13 protein-coding genes are annotated in these 16,044 nt (G+C 47.3%); 2 read left to right on the top strand and 11 right to left on the bottom strand.

Annotation, left to right across the window (positions count from 1 at the left end; translation table 11 throughout):
• Positions 1–6 precede the first annotated feature (6 nt).
• From G7Y37_RS06725 to G7Y37_RS06685, 9 genes are all read right to left on the bottom strand, one after another.
• Positions 7–1,212 carry an LCP family protein gene (locus tag G7Y37_RS06725; protein ID WP_165062706.1) on the bottom strand — a complete coding sequence of 402 codons (1,206 nt, stop codon included), beginning with the start codon at positions 1,210–1,212 and terminating at the stop codon, positions 7–9.
• Positions 1,193–2,071 (bottom strand): class B sortase, encoded by an 879-nt coding sequence (locus G7Y37_RS06720; protein WP_165062705.1) that lies wholly within the window; start codon positions 2,069–2,071, stop codon positions 1,193–1,195. Before G7Y37_RS06720 ends, G7Y37_RS06725 begins: the two co-directional genes overlap by 20 nt.
• Before the next feature lie 272 nt (positions 2,072–2,343).
• A complete protein-coding gene (locus G7Y37_RS06715) occupies positions 2,344–2,961 on the bottom strand; it encodes a hypothetical protein (protein WP_165062704.1) in 618 nt (205 codons plus the stop codon).
• Positions 2,962–3,159: 198 nt separating this feature from the next.
• Positions 3,160–3,504, bottom strand: a complete 345-nt coding sequence (locus tag G7Y37_RS06710) for a Veg family protein (RefSeq protein ID WP_165062703.1) — start codon at positions 3,502–3,504, stop codon at positions 3,160–3,162.
• Positions 3,505–3,638: 134 nt separating this feature from the next.
• Positions 3,639–4,493, bottom strand: a complete 855-nt coding sequence (locus G7Y37_RS06705) for an HAD family phosphatase (RefSeq protein ID WP_165062702.1) — start codon at positions 4,491–4,493, stop codon at positions 3,639–3,641.
• A gap of 1 nt (position 4,494) precedes the next feature.
• The gene (locus G7Y37_RS06700; RefSeq protein WP_206214126.1) at positions 4,495–6,360 is read right to left on the bottom strand and encodes an ABC transporter ATP-binding protein; all 1,866 of its coding nucleotides are present in this window, start codon (positions 6,358–6,360) and stop codon (positions 4,495–4,497) included.
• Positions 6,361–6,377: 17 nt separating this feature from the next.
• Positions 6,378–8,423 carry an ABC transporter ATP-binding protein gene (locus G7Y37_RS06695; protein WP_165062700.1) on the bottom strand — a complete coding sequence of 682 codons (2,046 nt, stop codon included), beginning with the start codon at positions 8,421–8,423 and terminating at the stop codon, positions 6,378–6,380.
• Between the two features lie 24 nt (positions 8,424–8,447).
• Positions 8,448–9,491 carry a cytochrome d ubiquinol oxidase subunit II gene (gene cydB, locus G7Y37_RS06690; protein ID WP_165062699.1) on the bottom strand — a complete coding sequence of 348 codons (1,044 nt, stop codon included), beginning with the start codon at positions 9,489–9,491 and terminating at the stop codon, positions 8,448–8,450.
• A 2-nt stretch (positions 9,492–9,493) separates the two neighbouring features.
• Positions 9,494–10,996: a cytochrome ubiquinol oxidase subunit I gene (locus G7Y37_RS06685; protein WP_165062698.1), complete on the bottom strand. Its 1,503-nt coding sequence runs from the start codon at positions 10,994–10,996 to the stop codon at positions 9,494–9,496.
• A 200-nt stretch (positions 10,997–11,196) separates the two neighbouring features.
• On the opposite strand from G7Y37_RS06685, the gene cydD reads away from it, so the two are divergent.
• Positions 11,197–12,753: a thiol reductant ABC exporter subunit CydD gene (gene cydD / locus G7Y37_RS06680; RefSeq protein WP_165062697.1), complete on the top strand. Its 1,557-nt coding sequence runs from the start codon at positions 11,197–11,199 to the stop codon at positions 12,751–12,753.
• Positions 12,731–14,548, top strand: a complete 1,818-nt coding sequence (gene cydC / locus G7Y37_RS06675; protein ID WP_206214125.1) for a thiol reductant ABC exporter subunit CydC — start codon at positions 12,731–12,733, stop codon at positions 14,546–14,548. The genes cydD and cydC overlap by 23 nt, the downstream gene beginning before the upstream one ends.
• Here cydC and rhaD read toward each other — a convergent pair.
• Together rhaD and larC are read right to left on the bottom strand one after the other, a co-directional pair.
• Positions 14,531–15,358, bottom strand: coding sequence for a rhamnulose-1-phosphate aldolase (gene rhaD / locus G7Y37_RS06670; RefSeq protein ID WP_165062695.1), 828 nt, complete (start codon positions 15,356–15,358; stop codon positions 14,531–14,533). The genes cydC and rhaD overlap by 18 nt on opposite strands.
• Complete coding sequence (gene larC / locus G7Y37_RS06665) at positions 15,352–16,044, bottom strand: nickel insertion protein (RefSeq protein WP_165062694.1); 693 nt, start codon at positions 16,042–16,044, stop codon at positions 15,352–15,354. The genes rhaD and larC overlap by 7 nt, the downstream gene beginning before the upstream one ends.

Genomic DNA, 16,044 nt, shown 5'->3' with positions numbered 1-16,044 from the left:
GCGAAGCTAATCCACTTGCGTGTAATACACATCCAATACCGTCTGATAAACGCTATCTTTGTCCAAATAAAACTCGGCGTAGGTATCCCCTTGTTTCATCGTGCCCGAAAGCGACTTGAAATCCACCGCAGATACCCCATTGTTCAAAACGCAATTAGCAAGGTAAGTAAATTCGCTTAAGCCCAAATTTGTTATGGAATACTCAGACAAGGTGTTATACAGTTGCACAATCAAGCCAGCATCGCCCTTAGCAGCCGTAATTACTTGGCTTGCGAATGCCTGTGCAAATTGAATCTGACGCTCTTGGCGTTGAAGCGACGCATCTACATTGCTGTGCGAACGCCAGCGCACATATGCCAAAGCGTTTTCGCCAAACAGCACAATTGGCTTGCCTTCAGCTATCTTAGTATTCGGAATTGATGCAGAAGGCACAATAGACACACCTCCTATCGCATCGGAGAGTGCGCCCACACCGCTCATATCTAGCGCCATGTAATAATTGATAGGCATGTTGTATAAAACGCGCGCAGCAGCTTTTGTGGTTAGTTCGCAACCTTCTTCTTTGGAATTGCCATAGCTAAACGCCAAGCAAATTTGCATCTGGTCCATACCGGAATATGAACCGCTAAGATATTCAGCCACATCTACCATTGAATCGCGCGGAATAGCTATTATTGACGTTTCGCCCGTACTGGTATCCATCGCCAGAACCATAATTGTGTCAGCCTGACCCACCTGACCTTTGGCTTCTCTGGATTCTGTCGAGTCATACCCAATAAGGCACACACTGGTCATATTCTCTTTCAGCTGATAAGTATGACCGTTGTAAGTAACTGTTTTTCCTTCATCATAGGAAACGCCTTCAGTATTAATGTCTTGCGCTTCTTGCACCAAATTGTTTTCGCCAGCAGCAATAAGTGCGTTATATGCGAAAGCGACACCACCAATTATCAGAACAAGAGCAACAGCCACTATAACGGCAATACGAATGCGCCTGTTGCGCCGCTTATGATGCTTGCGCCTGCGCCTTATTAGCACTTCTTCCTGCATGGTTTCTGCAGCGTCAGAGGCCCCTGTAGCGCCCGCTGTGCCCACAGCAACACCCCCATGCCCTGTAGCGCCCGCAACCTCTTGTCCACCGCGCGGTACATGTATTTCTGCGCGCTTAAAGGGGTTTCTTTTGTTTTTATCGCTATTTAGTGAGCTGGTCATCTACTAGAACTCCCGTCACAATATAGCGCTTGCTATTATTCCCATCGCTTGTGCATGTGCTAAGCTGAACAACCTTGTCATCGTCAGCCAGCGTGGCGCCCTCTCGAACATTGCAAACAAGCGAATCTGGATTCATAACATAGTCAAAGTAGCTTCGTTTAACAGCATCGTCGCTAAAATCAAAAGAATTCATTATGTGGCGATCGTCATACTGATACGCCGACACCACTTCATAGGTAAGAATATGCCCGGGCGTGTAAATATAGAAATTCTCGTGAGTGTCAAAAAATTCCTTATCTTCAAAATAATGAAGCTGCGTAAACATTATGTCGCCGCTATAGTTATGCCCATACAGCACCGTAACCGGATCGGAAAAATCGCGACCATTTATGCTTTGCGAAAAAACTTCGCCCGCATCGGCATAATTGCCGTACCTATCGTGCTTGAGATAATAAGTATCGTCAGTAGAGCTTTGATAAACAGCCAAATTAATACTTGTACCGGGTATATATATCCAAGCATATGCGTCTTCATTTTCAGATTGAAGCTCGGCGAAATTTATAGGATTGTCGGGCAATTCGCCCTGCTCTGCACTGCTCGTAGTTGCAGGCACGGGCGCATTTACGCTACGGTTAGAAGCGTTCTGTATTTCTATAGTTTGCCATATTAAGAAACCTGCCACGCAAACTACCACAGCAACAAGAACAACCAGCGCTACTGTTAGCACACGCCGCAGACCGCGTTTAGACAGGCTTGCCGAGGCACCCTTAACATGCCTAGGCTTCAAATCATGGTCTGACGAAAGACGTGAAGAAGCGTCTTTGCGCAGATTCACTTTGTTGTCTCTCTCGTCTGCCATGCGACAATTTGTCTCCTATGTTATCCGGTCGCCTTCTTAGATATAAAACCCGCATACAAAACCTGCGAACACCAGTCTTCACAAGCGCATTGCGCCAATTAAATACCGCAATTAAGAAACAAGCGCATTACGCCAACCCAATGCCTCAATTAAGGAATGCTCTTGTGAACACCGATTAATTGACCCCACCACACAAGATGGAGACTCGAACAAACAAGCCTCCATCTCATAATTGCAGTCAGATTAATCGAAACGCAATTTTCGGCGATTATTTATTCGCTTACCTTTTTGCGAAGAACAGCAACACCGCAAGCAGAAACTGCAGCAGCAACGCCCACGCCACCAACAAAGCTCATGTCAATGCCAGTTTTCGGAGACTTGTCGCTCTTGTCAAGCGTAGCCTTTACAACATTGTTGAAAGTGCTGTCAGCCTCGGTAACACCTTCCGGCCAACCATCAACAATAGTAAATGTAGACAGACCCTTAACGGTGAAGTTAAGCATGCCGTTAGCGCCAACTTTTACATACTGTACATCTTTTGTGCCATTGCCATGCTGAATGTAAACAGTAACTTTGTTGCCTTCTGCCTTGCCCTTAGAAGAAAGATCGAAAGACAGGGTAACACTCTTACCATTTGTCCAACCATTGTTGTCGGTAACTTCGATATTAGCAAGCGGCTCAACACCTTCAGGGGTTCCCTCTGCAACCTTAGTAGCCTCTTCAATGTAGATCTTATCATCAGCAGTCTGACCGGGGATACTAACTTTAATTTCCACATCTTCAACTGTATTTTCGTTTCCTTCATTTGCCGGGCTAGGCGCAGCAAATGCAAGTGTTGGCAGACCTGCAACAAGTGCAGCTGCAAACAACGCTGATACTATCTTTTTCATTTAAACCCCTTTTTCTCTGCTTCCGTTTTGTTGGGTTAATTACATACAACAATAAAGTGTAAATGGGCATTTACATTTTTGCAAGGAAAAATCTGTAAACAGCGATTTACAAATAGGCAACAAAAAAGCGAGTACAAAACGTACTCGCCACAAAACTAAATAAAAACTAACTTATGCCAGAATTAAGTATTTGCCTGCTTAAGCTAAAACACGCTCTTCATCTTCAAAAAGCTCTAAATTTGCAGGCTCGGGTTCCGGCAAAGAATCGTCTATAAACTGACCAAACAGAGGCTCTCCACCCTGAGAAAGTTCCACCGTACCAGTAAGCACATCGGCATACTGATATGATTGGCGCGCTTTACGACCGCGCTTTCTCTCAACCTCCATAATGAATAAGCGCGGATGAACTTGCGTCAAAATTCCTTCGCTTTCCACAATTTTTGAACGCCCCATATTGGCACGCACTTTAATACGCTGACCCACAAAATCGCGAAGCGTATCATGAATAGAATCGACTATTTTCGCTTGTTTCGTTAAGTCCATTTTGTCCTCTTCGGCTCATATATGCTTTTATTCAAAATTCTCAGCGCAGAATAATACAGCCTAGGACGCGAAATGACAATTGGCGAGGGTGAACGGCATTTTCATGGCGCCACTTTTAAGGTTTATTTAAGAAATTACTGCCAATCTAATATTTCCCAACCGCGCTGCTGTGCAAATCGCCTTAACTTGCCATCTGGGGTTACTGCGCAAGGATGAGTTGCTGCCTCTAGCATTGCCACATCGCTAAAATGATCGCCATATGCCCAGCCTAATTCCCAATTGCCTTGCCCAAAATACTTGTTGGCAAACTGCTCAAGCACGATTATCTTATCTGGACCTTCAGTGGTTAAACCATTTACCTGATCGGTATAGCAACCCTGTTCATCTATTTTCATGCGACTAGCAAGCGCAAATTCTATGGGATGATCTAGCATAGCAGCTGCTATTATCGGCTCAAACGATGCCGACACAAGAACAACCACATGCCCAGCCTGCAAGTGCGCATGCATAGCGGCATCGGCATCTGTGCGATACATCGGCGCTATTTTGTTTTTATAAAACTTGCACAGATAGTCGTTTGTAGTGGCGGCAGATAAACCCTTGAACGCACTAAACACACGCGTGCGCACGCCTTCCCCATCTTTCGGCAAATTCAGCTTATAAGCCAAACCCCACAAAGCTATGCGTAAAAGTTTATATGGAGGAATGCGGCGCGCCCGTGCACACGCATCTACTAATTTCTTGGGCGACGAGCCACTTATACAAGTGCCATCAAAATCGAACGCCGCTATCGTTACACGCTGCGGTGCGTTACCGTGCAAGTTTTGCAGATTCTCTGGCACTAAGCGCTGCGCCGCTATGGCTTCTTCTGTAACACGCACTATGCCCGCCGGCAATAACGTTTCCCTGTTGCACAATGGCACATCGTCTGTATTTGGCACAGCAAATTCAGTCATTTCTTCTATTTGATTGATGCCGTCGTTTGGCATCTCACTCTCCTGTGTCGTCAAAGTCTGCGAACTGTGAATTATACAGCTCGGCGTAGAATCCACCAAGCTCAAGTAGCTGTTCATGTGTACCTTGCTCAATTATGTCGCCATGGTCCATAACAAGTATTAAATCGGCATTCTTAATTGTGGATAGCCTATGCGCTATTACAAACGATGTACGACCCTGCATCAGCTTATCCATAGCCTGTTGAATGCGTGCTTCAGTTCGAGTATCCACCGAACTTGTAGCTTCATCTAATATAAGCATCTGCCGGTCAGCCAAAAGCGCACGAGCTATGGTAAGCAACTGCCGCTGACCTTGGCTTAAGTTGGAACCATCTTCGCTTATTTCAAAATCGTAACCACCGGGAAGCGTGCTTATAAAATGATGAGCCCCTGTAGCCCGAGCCGCTTTTTGCACTTCTTCGTCGCTAGCCTCAAGTCGCCCATAGCGTATATTTTCACGTATTGTGCCCTTGAACAGCCATGTATCCTGCAACACCATAGAGAAAAGCTGGCGAAGTTCGGTGCGTTTCATTGCGCCTATATTAAGCCCATCTATTGTTATGCTGCCAGAATCCACATCGTAGAAGCGCATTAGCAGCTTCACTATAGTGGTTTTTCCGGCACCCGTAGGACCAACTATAGCCACCGTCTGACCGCAACCTATTTGAGCAGAGAAGTCTTTAATTACGGGCTCGTCTGGCTTATATCCAAACCGCACATGATCAAACTCAACATTGCATGTTGGCTTATTTTCACCAGAAATTCCTGCGTCGGCATCTTCCGCAGGCAATTCCGGTAGTGCCAGAAATTCAAAAATGCGCTCAGCCGCTGCAGCTAATTGCTGCAATACATTACTAACTTGCGCCAATTGTGTTATTGGTTGCGTAAAATTCTTTACATACTGAATGAACGCCTGAATATCGCCTACAGTTATAACACCGCGCACGGCAAACATTGCACCCGATATAGCCACAGCAACATATCCTAAATTTCCCACGAAATCCATTGCCGGCTTCATTAAGCTAGATAAAAATTGCGCTTTCCACCCCGCCTCAAATAGCTCGTCGTTGGCATCGTTATAGCGCTTGGCGGTTTCGTCCTCTTTGCCGAATGCGCGCACTACAGCATGCCCGCTAAACGTTTCCTCTGCCTGAGCATTCACTTTGCCCAGAAGTTCTTGCTGCGCATAAAAATGTTTCTGCGAGCGCTTCACTATTAACATAACTAGCAGAAGTGAAATAGGCACCGTAATAAGAGCAATAAGTGTCATAGCCCAATTTATAATTAGCATCATAACAAGCACGCCTACAACTTGAACGATAGACGTTATCATTTGCGTTATGCCTTGGTTCAAGCTTTGCCCCAGTGTATCTACATCATTTGTTATGCGCGAAAGCGTGTCGCCTGTGGAATTACCGTCAAAGTAACCAAACGGCAGCCGATTTATCTTTTCCGCTATAGCGTTGCGAAGCCTGTAGCATGTTTGCTGGCTAACATAAGACATAGTCCACATTTGAACCCAGTTACATACAGCCGAAAAAGCATACAGCGCAAGTGTGGTTAGAAGAATGCGCCCAACAGTGTCGAAGTTAATTCCGCCGGTACCTTCAATGCGCTCAACCACACCATTGAAAATAACAGTAGTAGCTTCCGATAGCACCTTAGGTCCAATTATGCTGAACACCACAGAACCCACCGCAAAAGCCAGAATTAACAGCAAATGCCACTTAAACTGACCCATAAATGCCAGCATTTTCTTCATGGTGCCCTTGAAGTCGCGAGCTTTTTCGCCCGGCATCATACGAGCACCGGGACCATGCGGACCATGCGGGCGTGCGCGCCTAGCGGTGCGCGGCGACATTGTGCTTCCTTGCCCGCTCATGATGCCAACCCCTGTCCTGCTAATTCAGCCTGACTAAGCTGCGAAAGCGCAATTTCGCGATACTCTGCACACGATGCCATTAAATGTTCGTGCGTGCCTAAGCCGACCATGCATCCGTCATCTAAAACAACAATGCAGTCGGCGTTCATAACTGTGCTGATCCGCTGCGCAACTATTACGCAGGTTGTGTTCTGCTGGTGTTGTTTAAGCGCCCCACGCAGCGCCGCATCGGTCTTGAAATCTAGCGCGCTAAAAGAATCGTCCAGCAAAAGTGCCCCAGCATCGGCCGCCAAAGCGCGCGCAATGGCAAGTCTTTGCCGCTGACCTCCCGACACATTTGTGCCCCCCTGAGCTATGGACGAATCAACACCTTCAGGCATCTCAGACACAAATTTAGCAGCCTGCGCCACATTAAGCGCATCCGCTATATGCGAAGGCAACATATCCTCATTCGCATATGCAACATTTGTCTTTACAGTGCCGCTAAATAGGAATGCCCTTTGCGGCACATATCCAAACATCGCCCGCAAATCGGATTGGCGCATATTGCGCACATCTACGTCATTTACAAGCACGCTACCTTCTGTTGTGTCGTAAAAGCGCTCAATCAATTTCAATATGGTAGATTTACCCGACCCAGTTCCACCAACTATTGCCAGCGTAGAGCCGGGTTTTGCCACAAAGGAAATGTGCTTTAGTGCATATTCGCCATCTTCGGCATACCTAAACGATACATCCCGAAACTCTATCTTCACGCCATTGCTACTAGAAACAGACACAGGATTAGCCACATCAACTACACTTGGTTTGGTTTCTAAAACCTCGTTAACGCGCTCGGCTGCCACATCGGCACGCGGCAACATTATCGCTATCATTCCAAGCATTAAAAATCCCATGATTATTACCATAGAATATGTTATGAACGCAATTAAATCGCCTGTTTGCAATTGCCCCGCATTAATAGACAGACCACCAAACCACACTATTACAATGCTGACACCGTTCATAATTAGCATCATTGCGGGCATCATAAAAGACATAGCGCGGTTCGTGAACAATTGTGTGCGCATTAATTTTTCTGAAGCATACGTAAAACGCTGCTGTTCAAAGTCTTGGCGGTTAAAAGCGCGCACCACCGGCAATCCTGTAAGGATTTCACGCGCCACAAGGTTTACGCGGTCAATAAGTTTTTGCATCGCTTTGAATTTTGGCATTGTTATGCGAAGCAAAACCACAACAAGCAATAAAACAAGCACTACGGCAACAGCAATTATCCAACCCATTTCAAGATTGGTTGCAACCACCATTATTATGCCGCCTATAGCCAGTATTGGCGCATATAGCACCATGCGCAACAGCATGAAAGATACATTTTGGATTAGCTGTATGTCGTTCGTTCCGCGCGTTATAAGCGAAGCTGCTGAAAATTGCGATATTTCAGCATCTGAAAAATTTACCACCTTCGCAAATAGGCGTTTGCGCAAATCGCGCCCTATTTTGCCACCGGTGCGAGCGCTGATCAGCCCAATAATCACTGAAAATACAACACCCAATGCCACAATTCCCAGCATAATGGCACCTGTTTTTACAAGATAACCCATCTGCATGGCTGGTAAATCGTAGCCCAAATTTGAGTATTCCTTCAAAGCAGCCGAAATGCCAGCCTGTGCTGCCATAGAATCGTCTGCACCACTAGTAAGCCCATAAATTTTCGCAAGCGGCTTCGCTATTATGGAATCAAGTTGCGCCAAATTGGCGCGCCCGGTCTGCGTTAGCTCATATCTACCGTTGTCATTTTGCTCGTATGCCTCTTGGAATGCAGCTAAAGAGTCGCCCGATAAATCGTCCGATATGGCATCGTATGTTTGCGCAGACATCTCTTCTGTAGCCACATGCTCTACACCCGATTGCTGAATTCCTACATCGACAATATTGGACGTAAGGTTAGGTATGGCTAGTTCGCAAAAAGCCTGCGCAATAAGAAGCAGCAGCACTAGAAGTACTGCTGCCTTATGTTCTAACAAATAGCGAAAAACTCGCAAGCTAACTCCTTAACGAGCGCTCATTTAGTGTGCAGCTACGTCTTCCTCTTTCACTCTTCCGCGGAATGTGCGGTAAATAATAACGTGATAAACCAACACAAACGGAAGTCCTATGCACAAAATAACAGTCATGCAGAACAGCGAAAGATCGCTAGCACCAGCCGACATCAACGTTATGGCAGGTCCAACGCTTTCCGGACTTGCGGCCACCAGTACAGGAAACATACTGCACGCCACAAGGAATACCGAAGCTACAGCTGCAATACTTTGGTATATGAACACCCAAAGACTAGAGCCCTCTTTGCGGTTAATGCCCATTACCAGCGACATTATCATGCACACCACAAACAGCAGCACTAGCAACCAGCGCACTATACCAAATTCTGCCACCATGCCATTCGTGCCGCCCATTGCGACAAATATCATTATGGTAAGCAGGGCAAATAAAGCGAATGCAATTATCTGAAACGGCATACGTAGGCGCGCTACCTTCTGCTCTAGTGCAGAGCCAAGCGGCGCTTTCAAAGCCAGCCAGCACGCACCTGCTGCTATAAACATAGCAAGCCCGAACAAGCCACACAGAAGCGTAAACGGCGTTATAAGACCAAGCAGCGGAACACCTGTATAGTTGCCAGCTACATCCATTGGAATACCCTGCACAACATTGCCGACAGCCACGCCAAACAGCAGCGCCGGAAGAAGCGAACCTAGGAAAAAGCACGCATTCCATACCGGACGCCATTTAGTGTCAGCCGCCCAAAATTCAAACGAAACCGCTCGAACAATAAGCGCAAACAGTACAAGCATTATTGCCAGATAAAAACCGCTAAATGTTGTGGCATAGGCATCGGGGAAAGCGGCGAATAGCGCGCCTCCTGCGGTTAATAGCCATACTTCATTGCCATCCCACACAGGACCAAGCGCCCGCCGTACAATAGCTTGATCGCGCTCGTCTTTTGCAACAAACGGATACAGCACACCCGCACCCAAGTCGAAACCATCTAATACAAAGTAGCCAGCGATAAGCAAAAACACCAAAAAATACCAGAGGATCGCAAGTGTACTCATGGCTATTCGCCTCCTCTCTCAACCGAAGTTTCCGCAGGCGTTGATGCCTTTAGTTCATCGGCTGAACCAGCATTCGCAATGTTATTAGCCTCGCCCGCTTCAGCAGAGCCCGCTTCAGCAGAAGCAGAATCATACACTGGACCTGCCTTTATAAATTTCCCCACAACGCGTACCCAGCCAACAAATAGCATTAGGTACACCAAGAAGAACAGCACAAGCGTTATAACAAGTTCGAAAGGCTGTACAGAAACACTAGTTCCCGCCTGAGTAAGCATGTATACGCCATCGGGACCAGACATGCTGGGATACACCACATAAGGCTGGCGACCTACTTCAGCAGTAAGCCAACCCGACTGTATAGCCAAGAAAGGAAATATTGGCGATATTATAAGCAGCCATTGCAGCCACTTCATATTCGTAACATTGCGATTGGCGGCTTTGCGGTTAAAGATAAGCGCCAGCAAAACGCAGACAAAAATAAGCCCGAAACAGGCTACCATTAGGTGATAAACCTGATAAACAAAGTTAACGGGCATCGTGTCAACATCTACGTCGGCAAACTGATCAGTTTTTGCTAAATCGTTCAAACCCGGATATTCGGTATCCCACGTGCCGGTAGCCAAGAAACTGGTACCGCCAGGTATAGCAAGCGTATTTGCCTGCTGCGCCTCTTCATCAACTATGCCAACTACCGACAGTTCAGGCACTTCTGTTTCATACATACCTTCCATCATAGCCAGCTTTGTAGGTTGCTCTTCCCACACCACAACAGCTGAAGCATGCGCCGAACCAAGAAGCGCAACTACAGCGATTATTCCCACAATGCTAGATGTGCGAAGAATCTTGCGTGCGGCACTTTCGTGCTGCTTTTTATGCATGTACCAAGCTGAAACAGCTATAGCAACAAATGCTCCCATAACCAGAACTGCAAGCACCGTGTGCCCATAGCGAACCAGCGTAGATGGGTTGAATGCTGCCGCAAAGAAATCGGTTATAACCGCCTGCGTTCCGTCGGCGGAAATTTCAGCACCCGCAGGAGTTTGCATCCATGAATTCGCAATAAGAATCCACAGAGCCGACAGAGCCGAACCTGCAAATGTAAGCCAAGCCGATACTGCATACAAAATGGGCTTTATCTTGTTGCGCCCAAATATAAGAATTCCCAGAAAAATTGATTCTAGGAAAAATGCAAACAGCGCCTCGGCTGCCAAAGGAGCACCAAATATATCACCCACAAATCGTGAGTAATTCGCCCAGTTCGTACCGAACGAGAACTCCATTGTTATACCAGTAGCAACACCTATGGCGAATGTAGCAGTAAAAATTCGCACCCACATTCTAGCTATCGCATCATCTTCTGGCTTGCGCGAGCGATATGCCCGCGTTACAAAAATAGCCATTAATAGCCCTATACCGATGGTTATCGGCACGAAGATGAAGTGGTAGCTGGCTGTCAGCGCGAATTGTATACGCGACATCAGCACCTGATCAGCGAATAGATCCATTTCTACCCCCTCTTCTTGTCGCATTTGATAGCCGCAAATTTATATCTATGCGGTATCTCTGCCAATAGTGATTGGCGCACACGTAGATACTATGTGAGTACCTATTTGCTAAATTGCGCCTGCCGCTTTGCAAGAAAATCGAATTCATGCTGTAAAGTAAGCATGATGCAAAGCATTAATTCAACATACCGGATATTGCCATGCTAGACAAGCAATTATTGCAATTACATGGCGCGCGTCGCATTATTGCGGCAGCAATAGCATTTGCTGTTATTTTGGGCATTCTTTGCGCCGCTCAGGCATTCGGGCTTGCGCGCGCTATTGTGGGAATTTGGGAAGGCAATTCACTTCAAGCGCAAATGGTGTGGATACTGCTGTTTTGCGCGTGCTTCATAGCGCGGCGTATAGTTCTTAATTTTGAAGATGCCATGCTTGAAAAATACGCGCACAAAGAGGCAAGCGCACTACGCGCAAAAATGCTAGATACTCTATGGGAAAAAGGTCCTACACTAACGCGCGAATACGGAAGCGCAGCACTAGCCGCTAATGCTATAGACGGTATAGATGCCGTAGAAGAATACATACACACCATGATTCCCAAAACGGTAAATGTTTTATTCATTGCACTAATTTTGCTAATAGCAATGTTTGCACTAGATTGGGTTAGCGGGCTTATCGCGCTTGTATGCTACCCGTTCATAATTTTGTTTATGAGATTAATCGGACAAAGCGCCGGCAGCGAGGCTGCAAAACGCTATGCAGAATTTGAAACGCTATCAAGCGGTTTTATGGATGTAACGTCAGGCGTAGAAACGCTGAAATCGTTTGGAATGGGAAAACGATTTGCCGACAAAATATTTGCCATGTCGGAACGCTTCCGAGAGCTAACCATGAAAACGCTGCGCATAGCCATGTTGTCTACAACCGTGCTAGACCTGTTCGCCACATTATGTTTAGCGGCGGTAGCCATAATGCTTGGCTTTCGCTTGGTGGACGGCAGCATCCAGTTTTTCCCAGCACTTTGCGTACTAATGATGGTGCCTGAATATTTCAAACCCGTGCGTGAATATGGCGAAGATTACCACGCCACGCTTAACGGAAAATCGGCGCTGAATGCTATTGTGGAAATTACTGAAGGCAAACCAAAGGTGCCTCATGCAGAAAACCCGTTTATGGCGGAGTTGCATTTGGAAAACATGAAGCCCGGGCAAACCGTGAAAATTGGTATTGTTGGACCTAGCGGTTCTGGAAAAACTACACTACTAAATCAAATTGCCAAACTTTCTGGCAAGCGAGACAACAGCTGGACTTCTCGCATAGCCTACATTCCGCAAGACCCGTATATTTTCCACGCCAGCCTTTTTGAAAATGTAGCGTTTTATGCGCCCCGCGCTACCGAAAGCGAGGTTTTAGACGCACTTGCTGCTGTAGGACTAGATGAATTCATCAGAAGTTTAGCCGATGGCATAGAAACGCGCATTGGGGATGGTGGACGCAACTTATCGGGTGGACAAGCTCAGCGCGTAGCTGTAGCGCGAGCGCTGCTCGATCAGAAGCGCGATATATGGCTGCTAGACGAGCCTACTGCGCATCTTGACGCGCAAACAGAAGCTAATCTTATCGAATGCGTGCTGCCTTTAATGCAAGGCAAAACCGTAATTATGGCAATCCATGGCGATGCGTGGCTTGGTCACATGGACCGCATAATTACTCTGGAAGGCAGCTGTGGTCGAAATGAGTCGCAATATGCCAAATAAGCCTACATTGCGCCATGACGAATGGGTGCAGCCGTATTTGCGAAAGTACGGTAAAGCGCTAGCGCTTGCTATTTTTTTAAGCGTTGCTACTTCAGTTTTCGCGTGTGCGCTTATGTTTACGTCGGGCTACATGATATCGCTTGCAGCGGCGGTGCCATTAACTGTGTTAGCGCTACACGTACCGTCGCTGTTTGTTCGAATATTTGGCATAGGAAAACCACTTTTACGCTATGGAGAGAAACTGGTTAGCCACGACTGGGTATTGCGCATGACAAGCGAAATGCGCCGCAAACTTTTCGTGGTACTTGAGCGGCGCGCAAATAACCTCGATGGTCGCAGCAAAAACACAACTTTAGGCAGCGTGCTAGCACTTCTAAACGACGACATAGGCAATGTGCAAAACCTAATAATGCGCAGCATGCTTCCCCTTTTGTCCACATGGGTATTCGCGCTTGTAATTACAGGTATGTGCGGTGTTTTGTCGTGGCACCTAGCCGCAATAATGCTTGCGGTGCTATTGTTGCTTAGCGTTGTTGTGCCGCTATATTCCGCAGCTGCAAATTCCGCACGCACAGCAGCAATAAAAGCCGCGCAGAAGAATATTTACGACGACCTTACAGACGATGTACTAGGAATAAGCGACTGGATACTTTCAGGCAGACAAAACGATTACCTGCATCGCATAGACGCATCTTTAGAAAAGCGTGCCCGCGCAAAACATGCTATCGCTAAATTTGAACGCAACATAGCGCTTGTATCACAAATAATTTACTGCATATGCATAGTGGCGGTTTTACTTTGGGCTTATGCCGTTTTCTGCAACCCGCAAGAACTGCAAGGCATATTGGGCGCAATAGCTGCCTCGGGTTCTGAAAATGCACCGGCATATGCTCCTAATTGGATAGCAGCTTTTATTTTGTGCCTGTTTCCGCTAATGGAGGCATTTGCACCCCTACCAAGTGCAGCAATGGAATACACCGAACAAATTGATGCCCTAAGCCGGCTTAACAGCTTTAACCCCAAAAGCGCCTCAAAAGATGACGCAGTGAAACCCACACGCAAAGCAGCACGTACAGCAGCGCCCGCGGCAACACCCGCGCGTGAAGACACAGCCTACTGCCAAATATCTTCCACGCCAGACATACGCCTAAGCAACGTAAGTTTTGCGTATCCAAATTGCGAAGAGATTATCCACGGCGTAAATCTTAGTATCCCATTCGGCGAAAAACTTGCCATAACGGGACGCAGCGGTGCAGGCAAAACTACGCTCGCAAAGCTAATTCTTGGCGCTTTGCAGCCAACACGCGGCGAAGTTACGATAGGCGGCATAAACCCCGCTACCCACCAAGACGATATATGGCACACCATAGGCATCCTTCACCAGCATCCAAAATTGTTCAATATGACGCTGCGTGAAAACTTGGCAATAGGCAACCCTAATGCTAGCAATGCGCAAATGCTACAAGTGCTTGAAAATGTTGGACTGCGCGCGCGGTTTGACAAGCTGCCTCATGGTCTAGACTCTATTGTTCAAGAAAGCGCCTTTAATTTTTCCGGTGGTGAAGCTCATCGCATAGCGCTAGCACGCATTCTGCTAGCTAACCAATCTATCGTAGTACTAGATGAACCATTCGCATCGCTAGATGCGCAAACTGAACAGCAAGTACTAGACACCGTAATGCGCACTCTAGCCGGCAAAACGCTTATTGCGATAACTCATAGTGAAGCCAGCTTAGCCGCATTCGACCAAACCATAAATCTAAGCGAGCTAAACAACTTAGGCGAAATCAGCTAGGTCTAAGTTATAAGCATCAGCCAAAGAATGCAAGTTTGCATCGGTTATAGTCTGGCGAAATTGTCCACCACAACCAACCATGCTTAGCACTTTCACCAAAATGCTTGCCGCCTTTTCTATGGTGTGCATTAACCCAAAGGCTTCATCAAAAGTGTTCCCCGCGCAAAATAGTCCGTGATGCGCCCACACCACAGCATTCACACGCTTCATTAGCTCTGCCGAGTTTTCAGCCAGCTGCATACTGCCGGGTACTCCCCAGCTAAGCACGCCAACGCCTTCCGGAAACACCATGGCGCATTCACTTATCATTTGCCATAGCTTGTGCGTGAAAGCCTCTGACGTAAGCGGAAGTACAAAAGTTAGCGCCACTATATTAGCTGGATGCGCATGATGAATAACGCGATTAGCACCACATGTAGCCAGCTTTTTCACCTCGTGGTTCATTATGTGGGTTGGAAGTTCGCTTGTCGGGTGCCCGCCGCCTGCAAAGCCCCAACATTGCCTGTAACTAGCGCCGCTTCCGTCAATCTGAATAATGCCTGCACATCGCGAAATATCATCGGCAATATTGCGAAAGTAGCTGCCTGCAGCCGTTATCAAAAAGAACTCGCCTGCCACATTAGGAGCAGTTATACCAAGCGGCTTCCATTCGCCATATTCAATTTGCCCCAAAATGCTATCTATTTCGTCTTCGGGAATGCGATACGAAAGATTGCCACCGTTGCGCTCGTGCCATCCTTGGTTCCACGAATCGGTTGCCATGCGCACGAAAGCGCGCATGAAGGGTGTCTGTTCTACACACCCTACCATGAACCCACCTGCGCCACCAATTCGCAACCAGCAGGCTCACCGCTAACAAACTGTTCGGCGAAATAACGCACCAAAGCAGCACCTGTAGGTGTTGTTAATTCACCTTCTACATCGCCTACAAATGTAGGAATGCCCTCCAAAATATCCGCTGTTGCCGGTGCGGGTATAGACAGGCGACCATGGCTGCAATCCACAAATCCAAATCCTGTACACACAGGACCTGCCACCACATTGTCTGCAGCTAGCTCGACCATTGATGCCGCCGCCGCGCATACCCAAGCAATAGCTTCATCAGAGCCCACTTCGTGAAGATGCACATCTTCTGTAGACGCTCCATGCACACGCGCCTCAGCCTCCGCCAAAATATCGTAAACACCTAAAGCTGCCGCTATAGCTGCCTGCGATAGCGGCTTAGCCTCTATTTTTGCACGAACTTCGGTCATGCTGTGATGATGGTGCGCACTGGCATTGGCATCATTGGCATTGCCGCCCCCGCCTGCATTGCCGCCTGCACCTACATTGCCGCCTCCGCCCGCATTCACCACTTCCCCCGCACTAACCACATCGGCAACACCCGAAGCCTGCGCTATCGCATTGCATTTTTCGCGAGGAAGCAAAGCACCTACACACATGGCAAACGTATCTTTTTGCACGCCCTGCGAACAATCTAAATAAAGAGTTGTCAT

It is taken from the genome of Adlercreutzia sp. ZJ154 (genome assembly GCF_011039055.1).
GTDB lineage: Bacteria > Actinomycetota > Coriobacteriia > Coriobacteriales > Eggerthellaceae > Adlercreutzia_A.
This window is presented reverse-complemented; position numbering and strand designations above follow the sequence as displayed.